This is a genomic window from Boudabousia liubingyangii (genome assembly GCF_001907245.1).
Lineage (GTDB): Bacteria > Actinomycetota > Actinomycetes > Actinomycetales > Actinomycetaceae > Boudabousia > Boudabousia liubingyangii.
The window spans coordinates 344,011-353,827 of sequence record NZ_MQSU01000004.1 but is presented as its reverse complement, the minus strand read 5'-3'; the positions used below and the strand labels follow the sequence as shown (position 1 = coordinate 353,827).

Here is a 9,817-nt window from a genome sequence, read left to right as displayed (position 1 = left end):
CCTCAACACAAACACCCAAAACCCAAACAACACCAACAAAAACCCACACACAAAACACACCACGTCAACCACACAAAAGCGGACGCTCCGAAACCGGAGCGTCCGCTTTTGCTGAAAATCTTTGCGCAGTCTACTTAACTACGCCAACACCAAGGTTTTTACGACCCTTGCGGAAGAGCACAAGATTACCTGGAAGCAGGTCAGATTCTGAAATAGTTTGTTCTTCATCCTCGACCTTAACGCCATTTAGATAAGCGCCGCCGGAAGCTACCGTCCGACGTGCGGCACCTCGGCCCTTTTCTAGACCAGAATCTGCCAACAAATCGATCACAGTCGTAACGCCAAGTTCAACTTCAGCGCGCGGTAGTGAAGAAGTTGCGTCAATCAGCGTCTGGGCATCAAGGGCGGAAAGGTCGCCGCCAGAGAATAATGCTTCAGAAGCTGCAATAACCTTCTTAGTTGCCTCTTCGCCATGAACAAGCGTAGTGACCTCTTCAGCTAGTCGACGCTGTCCCAAACGTTTCCAAGGTTCTTCCTTAGACTGAGCCACTACAGTTTCGATTTCTTCACGGCTCAAGAAAGTAAATACCTTTAGGAAACGCTCAATATCTGCATCGTCACTGTTCAGCCAGAATTGGTAGAAGGCATAAGGTGAAAGCATTTCAGGGTTCAACCAGATGGCACCGCCCTCTGACTTTCCGAACTTGGTTCCATCAGCCTTAGTGATAAGCGGGGTGGCCAAAACGTGCACAGAAGCACCCTCGGACTTACGGATAAGTTCGGTGCCACCTACCAAGTTACCCCACTGATCGTTACCGCCGGTTTGCAGGGTACAACCATAGCGCTTGTAAAGTTCACGGAAGTCATTAGCCTGCAATAGCTGGTATGAGAACTCAGTAAAGGAAATGCCTTCCTCAGAAGCCAAACGACGGGCCACGGTATCCTTGGCAATCATTGTGCCAAGACGGAAGTACTTACCAACACCACGGAGCAAATCGATCGCGGTTAGGTCACCGGTCCACTCATAGTTGTTAACCATCCGAGCAGCATTGTCCCCCTCGAATGAGAGGAATCGTTCGATCTGAGCACGGAGTTTATCGGCCCAATCGGCAACCACATCCGCTTCGTTAAGGGTTCGTTCGCCTGACTGGCGCGGATCACCGATCAAACCGGTTGCCCCGCCCACAAGTGCTAGCGGTCGGTGACCGGCAAGTTGAAGATGACGCATCACAATCAACTGCACTAAATGTCCATGGTGCAAAGAAGGAGCTGTCGGGTCATATCCGGTATAGAACGTGATCGGACCCGCATCCATTGCTTCACGTAAAGCATCCAAATCAGTGGATTGAGAAATCAAGCCACGCCACATCAAGTCATCTAAAACATGCGTAGTCACAATTATTACCCTTCAGGTTATCTAAACCAGAAAATTACGAATAAGTATTTTGCAGGAACTCAGCGACATCATTTGCGTCTGTCTGGTTCTCACAAATTAGAAGAATAGTATCATCACCTGCGATGGTTCCAAGAATTCGCTCTTCATCCAGAGAGTCAATAGCTGCAGCCAGGAACTGTGCAGCTCCAGTAAGGGTCCGTACCACGATTTGATTTTGAGCAATTCGGATCGATTCAATCGTCACCGTAGTGGTTTGAGCTCTTCGAGGATTAAACGCAGAATCGGCTTTCAGATGGTCACCTGAAAGTACGTAACGAAAACTTCCGCCAACCCCCCGAACACGAGTTGCCCCGAGTTCAAGTAAATCTCGCGAGATCGTCGCTTGCGTAACTTTAAAACCGGCGTTTTCAAGTGCGGTTTGAAGCTCTGACTGAGAACCGATTACTTGATTATCGATCAGGTCTTTAATGGCCCTGAGACGTTTGGCTCTACTCATCCTAAGTTCAGATTATTTAGCGCTCGGGCTCTGCTTCAAAGTAAGCCAAGATACGCTGAGCAAAAGCGTCGATTTCAGCCCAATCGCGATAATCACCTTCAATCGCGCCACCCAAACGCGCAATTGAACGTTCGCGGAGATTGAGCTTAGTGGGATCGAGCTTTCCGGCAAAGGTCTTCTGCTCGACTGGAGCAACTTCGATCAACGCCGGACCCACGCGTGAGGGATCTTGAACGTTACCCTTGGGAACACCAGAGAGTCCAACAGAGAAAGCCCATACCGGGAGGTGACGAAGCTCTTCGGTAAATCGAGCAATAAAGTCCTTGGCGGGAGACATCCATTGAGTGATATAAACGGCGGATCCTAAGACCACTGCGTCATAGCCCTCTAAAGTTTCAACATTCTGAGGAGCTTCGGTAACTACTTCGTGTCCACCCTCGGAAAGTGCTTTCGCAATTCGATCTCGTACGTCTAGGGTAGAACCGTGCTTGGATGCTGCTGCAACTAGAATTTTCATACCTCTAGTATCTCTCAAAGTAGTTGGAAGTGCTATTCGTTTTAAAATTATTCAAATCTAGGCATAAAGTCTCAAATTTCAGAGTTTCGGATAACGATTCGAAAATTTTTGTCCAATCGTGTTGCTAAAAAGACCGGAATTGTTCTATTGTTTGTGATGCAACACCAACTTAATTGGTGGCTCACTTACTGTTAAAGGAGACAGTCAATGAAATCACTTTCTAAGCACCGCTGGCAGTATGCTGTCGCAGCTACTGCAGCCTGCGCAATGGCACTAACTGCTTGCTCAAGCGGCGGCGGATCAACCCAGTCGGATAGCAAAGGAACTGCATCCGGCGAAAGCGGCGGCGGCGTAATTACTGCTGGCGTAGCTTACGACATGAACTCAGGCTTCGACCCGGGCACCACCTCAGGCGCACTCCCCCTAGCCGCTAACTGGCACGTCTTCGAAGGCCTAATGGATCGCGATCCTGTAACTGCTGAGCCCTACCTAGCTCTAGCCAAGGAAGAACCAAAGAAGGTTGACGATAAGACCTACGAAGTTACCCTACGTGACGGCGCAAAGTTCTCAAACGGTGACCCGGTTACCGTTGACGATGTCGTCTTCTCTTTCTCTCGCATCCTAGATCCCGAAAAGAAAGAAACCGGCCTATACCGTGCTTTCCTACCCTTCATTGAAAAGGTAGAAAAGAAGGATGACACCACCGTTGTTATCAAGCTGAAGTACCCCTACGCCCTTCTAAAGGAACGTCTGCCCCTAGTAAAGATCGTTCCTCAGAAGGTTGTCGAGGCCGGCGAAGATGCCTTCAAGGCAAAGCCCACCGGTTCTGGTCCCTACATGATTACCGAGGCCACCCCGAAGTCTGTAGTCAAGTTCGAGAAGAACCCCAACTACAATGGTCCCAAGCCTGCTGGCGCCTCTGGCATGGAATGGAAGGTCCTTGGAGACGATTCAGCTCGTCTAACTGCAATGCAGTCCAACACCGCCATGGCTATCGAATCTGTGCCGGCTATCGCGATGCAGTCTGGTCAGCTAGCCACCGGTGACACCAAGGCAGAAGCTGTCGATTCGTTCGGTCTAGCCTTCATGATGTTTAATACCAAGAAGGCTCCGTTCAATGACAAGCGCGTCCGCCAGGCCTTCTTCTACGCCATCAACTATGACGAGCTAGTCAAGACCGGTCTAATGGGCCTAGGTAACCCGGCTACCTCTTACCTACAGGAATCCCACCCGGACTACCAGCGTGCGGCCACCGTCTACAACCACGATGTTGAAAAGGCCAAGGCGCTACTAAAGGAAGCCGGTCAGGAAAACCTCAGCCTGAAGCTAAACATCACCAACCACGCCTTCCTAAAGTCCGTTGGCCCGATGGTCCAGCAGAACCTAAAGGAAGCCGGTATTAATGTCGAACTACAGGAAGCTGACTCGGCAGGTACCTACAAGCAGGTTGACTCCGGTGACTACAGCGTCCTAATCGCACCCGGTGACCCCTCGGTATTCGGTAACGACCCCGACATCCTTCTACGTTGGTGGTACGGCAAGAACATCTGGTCTGAAACCCGCTACGGCTGGGCAGATAGCCCCGAATTCGCAAAGATTCAGGAACTGCTAGACCAGGCTGCACAGACCGAAGATAAGGCTGCGGCTAAGGCAAACTACAAGCAGGTTTACGACATCATTGCTGACAATGCTGTGCTCTACCCGCTATTCCACCGCAAGCTACCGACTGCTTGGAACGCTGCCAAGCTAGACGGCTTCAAGCCGGTTTCCACCACTGGTTTGAGCTTCATGGGTGTTTCCGTTAAGTAATCGCCCTTAAGCTGCCGTGAGTTTTAGGTGGGGGTGAATCCTCCCTGCGAGGTTTGCCCCCACCTTTCTCAATTTCTAAAAATCCAGGAGCAACAGCCGTGAAGAATATGATCAGGCTAATCCTTCGCAGATTAGCTGTTTTACCAATTATGATTTTAGGAATCACCTTCTTGGTGTACTTCCTAATGACTTTTAATCCCATCGACCCTTCGTATACCGCTTTAGGTGAAAGTGCCAGTAAGGAACAGCGTCTAGCCTATCTTCAAGAGATCGGCTATAACGATCCACTTTTAGTTCGTTATGGACGTTTTCTTTGGGATATGCTCCACGGCTCACTAGGAACATATTCATCTCAGCGACTACCGGTTACTGAACGCATTTCAGCAGCATTTCCGGTAACCATGCAGCTCACTTTCCTAGGTCTCATCATTGCGGTTATTTTTGCACTACTCTTTGGCGTAATCGCAGCACTTTATCGCGATAAGTGGCCCGATCAGATCATTCGTATTGTTTCAATCTTCGCAGTTGCCACTCCTTCCTTCTGGCTGGCTATCCTTTTCATCCAATACTTCACCATCAAGCTCAACTGGCTACCCGGATCTGGCGCTCTGCCCTCTTTCTCCGAGGATCCGCACGGGTGGCTAATGCGCATGACACTGCCGGCTATTGCTCTTGGTATTCCCGTTGCAGGTTCACTGATTCGCGTAGTTCGTACTTCAATGGTTGAAGAACTTGACAAGGACTACGTTCGCACCGCCCTTGGGGCAGGCATCCCGAAACGAACCGTGGTTGCCCGTAATGTCCTCCGTAACGCTCTTATTACTCCAGTAACCGTTCTTGGTCTACGTATCGGCTACCTGATTGGTGGCGCCGTCATCATTGAGGTCATCTTTGACCTTCCCGGCATGGGTGTCGCGATCCTTCAGGGTGTGACTGACAATGAGCCCAATCTGGTACAGGGCGTAACGCTCATGGTGGCATTGGCGTTCGTCATTATTAATATCATCGTGGACATGCTCTATGTCCTCATCAATCCCCGGATCCGGGAGGTCTGAGCAATGCGCCGTAATCTAGCAAATAAATTGGCTAAACCCGCACGTTTTGGCCGAATCAGTGCCATGAGTATCCCCGCGAAGATCGCTCTGGTCTTCATGGCCCTCATCATTTTGATGGCAGTCTTTGCCAAGTTTATTGCCCCCTACGATCCACTAAAGGGTGGTGTTCCACTCCAGAGCCCCTCCTTAGATCATCTCTTTGGCACCGATCAAACCGGCCGCGATATTTTCTCGCGAGTGGTATACGGTTCCCAATACTCGCTGTTGATTGGTCTTTCGGCGACTGCATTTGCCCTTTTCTGGGCAGCTATTATTGGTTCCATAGCCGCCGTTTCACGACGCTGGGTTTCCGAAATCATTATGCGTATTTTGGATATCGTCATGTCCTTCCCGGGCATCGCACTAGCAGCAGTATTCGTTTCGGTATGGGGCAAATCGCTACCGGTCCTGATCATGACGATCGGCTTCCTATATATCCCCCAGTTAACCCGTATCGTCCGTGCTAACGTGATCGACCAATACGGTGAAGACTATGTCGCCGCCGCGATCGTTTCAGGTGCTCGCGCCCCTTGGATTCTGTTTAAACATGTAGCTCGAAACTGCATCGCTCCCATTATGGTGTTCGCGACTGTGCTAGTCGCCGATGCAATTGTTTTCGAAGCTTCCCTCTCCTTCATCTCAGCTGGTGTTCAGCCGCCCGCACCATCATGGGGCAATATTCTTTCTCAGGGTCGTGCGCTAGTGGCATTCGGTATTCCGTGGCCAACGCTCTTCCCCGGCCTAGCCATTACCTTCACAGTACTGGCTTTGAACATTCTCTCCGAGGGCCTCACTGACGCGATGGTGGCAGCACCTAGCTCGAAGGTGACCGTTAAGAAGTCTGATACCACCGATAAGTTGCTTGTCGATCCCGTACTGGCCCATAAAGCACAGGAAGAAAGTCTAAACCAACGCCTCACCGCACTCCGAGAGGTTGAGGAACAGCGGACAGATCGTCTGGTCTATGAACGTAATGAGACTCCAATTCTTGAGGTTAAGAACCTCTCCATTAAATTCCCCCGCCATGGCGACACCGAAGTGGTCGACAATGTCAGCTTCTCCGTCCGTCCTGGCGAAACTATGGGCCTAGTTGGTGAATCCGGCTGCGGTAAATCGATTACTTCACTTACGATCATGGGTCTACTTGATCCCGCTGCAGAAATCAGCGGCGAAATCCTCTTCGATGGTAAGGACCTACTCAAACTCAGTGCCCGCCAACATGCAGCTTTGCGCGGCCACGAGATGGCCATGATCTACCAAGATGCGCTTTCCTCGTTGAACCCATCCATGCTGATTCGCTCGCAAATGAACCAGCTCATCAAACGTGGTGGTACCCGCAGTGCAGAAGAGCTCCTAGAACTTGTTGGTTTGGATCCAGAACGCACGCTAAAGTCCTACCCCCATGAACTCTCCGGTGGCCAGCGGCAGCGCGTTCTAATCGCCATGGCGCTAACCCGCGACCCTAAGCTGGTTATCGCCGATGAACCTACCACAGCACTAGACGTAACGGTCCAGCAGCAGGTTATTGACCTGCTCAATGAGCTACGCGAGAAGCTTGGTTTTGCGATGATTTTCGTCTCTCACGACCTAGCTTTAGTTGCCGAGGTAGCTCACTCGATCACCGTCATGTACGCCGGCCAGGTGGTGGAACAGGCACCTACCCGCACCCTACTGATGAACCCGAGGCACGAATACACGCGCGGCTTGCTAGGTTCGGTACTTTCGATCGAATCCGGTTCGGGACGACTACACCAGGTACCCGGTACTGTCCCCTCCCCGAAGGATTTCCCGAAGGGCGACCGATTCGCTCCTCGTTCATCACATCCGAACGAAGGCTTGGATGTAAAGCCAGAATTTACTCAGGTTCCGGGCGAACCGGATCACTATTATGCTCGACCTGCCTGGGAGGGCGTTAACGTAGGAGTAACAGAATGAGCACCTCAGAAACCACTCCAGTAATCGAGCTAAAGGACATTAAGGTTTCCTTTAATGCCCGTACCGGTTCCCTATTCAAACCAAATAAAATCCATGCCGTTAGAGGTGTGAGCCTACAGGTTGCCCCCGGTGAAACCGTCGGTATCGTTGGCGAATCCGGTTGTGGTAAATCGACTACCGCCAAAGTTATTTGTGGCCTTCAATCCCCTACCGAAGGACAAGTATTCTTCAAGGGCGAGGAAGTTACCAAACGTACCGCCTCAATGCGTAAGCGCATCGGACGAGTCGTCTCCGTGGTCTTCCAAGATCCCGCAACTGCCCTTAACGCTCGTCTGATTGTGCGTGAAGCGCTGTTGGATCCCATGAATGTGCACAATGTGGGAACTAAGGAAAGCCGTAACAAACGGGTGGAGGAACTAATCCACCTCGTCGGCCTACCTTCTTCTACCCTTGATGCGCTACCAGGTCAGCTTTCGGGTGGCCAACGACAGCGTGTGGCAATCGCTCGCGCGCTTGCCCTCGAACCAGACATCATTGTCGCAGACGAACCGACTTCCGCCTTGGATGTCTCTGTGCGAGCACAGATTCTCAACCTGCTTACCGATCTAAAAGATGACCTAGGCCTTTCAATGGTTTTCATCTCCCACGATATTCAAACCGTTCGTTACGTTTCAGACCGTATCGTGGTTATGAATGCGGGCAAGATCGTAGAAGAAGGACCTTCGAAGCAGATCCTCGAAAATCCCAGTGATCCTTACACTAGGACGCTTCTTGGAGCTGCTCCGACCCTACTCCATCCGGAACTTGGTTAGAACTTTTTATCACCCAAAAAGATCTAGAGAAGAGGCTTAATATCGTGTCAGACCATCGGTACGTTGTCGGGATTGACATCGGTGGCACCAAAACTGCGGTTGGCGTTGTTTCAGATGAGGGACATATTCTTCATCAGGGAGAATGTCCAACTGATACTAAGGGCGGCCCCGAGCAGATCATCAGGAATGCCTGTCAACTAGTTGTCGAAATGGATGACTATGCAGCAGCACAGGGATTGCCACTTCTAGCAATTGGGATCGGCTCAGCGGGGGTCGTAGAACCCGGCACCGGTCGCATTTCCTCCGCCACGGACGCCATTCCTGGTTGGACAGGCACCGAATTACGCCAAGACATTCAGAAAATCACTGGACTTCCGACTTGGGCTGAAAACGACGTTCATGCCCATGGTCGCGCAGAAGCCTGGTTGGGCGCTGGTAAAGACGCCTCGTCAATGCTCCTAGTTGCAATCGGTACTGGCGTGGGCGGTGCGTTCGTAATCGACGGACAGAGCTTCCTTGGACAAAATGGCGTAGCCGGGTTAGTAGGTCACTACCCCATTCCACAGGCAACCGGGATCGATTGTACGTGTGGTGGAGAAGGCCACTTTGAAGCCCTTTGCTCTGGTCCGGCAATTTTGGATGCCTATAAACGTGCCGGCGGATCCGCAAAAGATACTAGGGAAGTTGAAGAACTAGCTATCAATGGTGAGGACTTGGCAAAGCGAGTCTTCCAGGAGTGTGCGACAGCTACTGGTCAAGCACTTGGCGGCTTAGCCAATCTATTGGATCCAGAGGTTATTGTTCTGGGCGGAGGAATGGCCAATGCTGGTGACCTTTACTGGGAGCCACTGCGGGCAGCGTACCAAGCGGAACTAATTCCGTTCCTTAAAGATAAACCCTTATACCCAGCCAAACTAGGTAGATATTCTGGCATCATTGGTGCCGCCAAACTAGCATTCGCAAATCTTGACTAGGAGATATTTAAATGACTCTCAAGGAACAACTCGAAGGCAAACTCATTGTCTCCTGCCAGGCTTACCCGGGTGAGCCGTTACGCGAGCCACACATCACCGCAATGATGGCCAAAGCCGTCGTCGAGGGTGGTGCCGCAGCCGTTCGCGTCCAAGGTATCGAAGATATTAAGGCGACCGCTGAAGCCGTAACGGTTCCAGTAGTTGGCCTGTGGAAAGACGGTCACGAGGGGGTTTATATCACCCCTACCCCGCAGCATGCTCGAGCCTGTGCCGAGGCGGGTGCAGACATTGTCGCCATCGACGCAACAGACCGGCCTCGTCCTGATGGCTCAAGCTTTGCTGACTGTGTGCGCGCCACCCACGAAGCTGGAGCATTGGTAATGGCCGACTGCTCTTGCCTTGACGACGCTGTGCGCGCAGAAGCAGATGGTGCAGACTTCATCGGCACTACCCTAGCGGGTTACACCGAGTCTCGTCCTAAAACCGAAGGCCCGGACCTTGAACTTGTCAAAGAGGTTCTAGGTGCAGTGACAAAACCGGTCATTGTAGAAGGTCGAATCCACTCCCCCGAGGATCTTAAAGCCGTCATGGAGCTAGGTCCTTGCTCAGCCTGCGTAGGTACGGCGATTACGCATCCGACCTCGCTAACCAAGTGGTTTGTAGCTAAGCTACCAGCCTAAGGATCCGCCTGGAAATAGCACCGGTAGCTTTCGCGGAACGTGGGAGTACTTAGCCACTCTTCCAACAGACAAAAAGGGGCCCGGATTCATCATCCGGGCCCCTA

9 protein-coding genes are annotated in these 9,817 nt (G+C 51.6%); 6 read left to right on the top strand and 3 right to left on the bottom strand.

From position 1 onward, the window contains the following. Nucleotides 1-130: 130 nt before the first annotated feature. The 3 genes from tyrS to BSR28_RS08330 are packed head-to-tail and all read right to left on the bottom strand — an operon-like array spanning nucleotide 131 to nucleotide 2,409. Nucleotides 131-1,396 carry a tyrosine--tRNA ligase gene (gene tyrS, locus BSR28_RS08340; protein WP_407922463.1) on the bottom strand — a complete coding sequence of 422 codons (1,266 nt, stop codon included), beginning with the start codon at nucleotides 1,394-1,396 and terminating at the stop codon, nucleotides 131-133. Nucleotides 1,397-1,430: 34 nt separating this feature from the next. Further along, complete coding sequence (gene argR, locus BSR28_RS08335) at nucleotides 1,431-1,892, bottom strand: arginine repressor (protein WP_073713911.1); 462 nt, start codon at nucleotides 1,890-1,892, stop codon at nucleotides 1,431-1,433. Nucleotides 1,893-1,908: 16 nt separating this feature from the next. Then, the gene (locus BSR28_RS08330; protein WP_073709400.1) at nucleotides 1,909-2,409 is read right to left on the bottom strand and encodes a flavodoxin domain-containing protein; all 501 of its coding nucleotides are present in this window, start codon (nucleotides 2,407-2,409) and stop codon (nucleotides 1,909-1,911) included. 207 nt (nucleotides 2,410-2,616) lie between these two features. Between BSR28_RS08330 and BSR28_RS08325 the strand changes: the two genes are divergently transcribed. From BSR28_RS08325 to BSR28_RS08300, 6 genes are all read left to right on the top strand, one after another. Further along, nucleotides 2,617-4,218 (top strand): ABC transporter substrate-binding protein, encoded by a 1,602-nt coding sequence (locus BSR28_RS08325; protein ID WP_073709401.1) that lies wholly within the window; start codon nucleotides 2,617-2,619, stop codon nucleotides 4,216-4,218. A gap of 98 nt (nucleotides 4,219-4,316) precedes the next feature. After that, nucleotides 4,317-5,273 (top strand): ABC transporter permease, encoded by a 957-nt coding sequence (locus BSR28_RS08320; RefSeq protein WP_073709402.1) that lies wholly within the window; start codon nucleotides 4,317-4,319, stop codon nucleotides 5,271-5,273. 3 nt (nucleotides 5,274-5,276) lie between these two features. After that, nucleotides 5,277-7,247: a dipeptide/oligopeptide/nickel ABC transporter permease/ATP-binding protein gene (locus BSR28_RS08315; protein ID WP_073713910.1), complete on the top strand. Its 1,971-nt coding sequence runs from the start codon at nucleotides 5,277-5,279 to the stop codon at nucleotides 7,245-7,247. After that, complete coding sequence (locus BSR28_RS08310) at nucleotides 7,244-8,059, top strand: ABC transporter ATP-binding protein (protein ID WP_073709404.1); 816 nt, start codon at nucleotides 7,244-7,246, stop codon at nucleotides 8,057-8,059. The genes BSR28_RS08315 and BSR28_RS08310 overlap by 4 nt, the downstream gene beginning before the upstream one ends. A 44-nt stretch (nucleotides 8,060-8,103) precedes the next feature. Continuing rightward, nucleotides 8,104-9,033 carry an ROK family protein gene (locus BSR28_RS08305; RefSeq protein WP_073709405.1) on the top strand — a complete coding sequence of 310 codons (930 nt, stop codon included), beginning with the start codon at nucleotides 8,104-8,106 and terminating at the stop codon, nucleotides 9,031-9,033. An 11-nt stretch (nucleotides 9,034-9,044) separates the two neighbouring features. Next, nucleotides 9,045-9,713 carry an N-acetylmannosamine-6-phosphate 2-epimerase gene (locus tag BSR28_RS08300; protein WP_073709406.1) on the top strand — a complete coding sequence of 223 codons (669 nt, stop codon included), beginning with the start codon at nucleotides 9,045-9,047 and terminating at the stop codon, nucleotides 9,711-9,713. Nucleotides 9,714-9,817 lie beyond the last annotated feature (104 nt).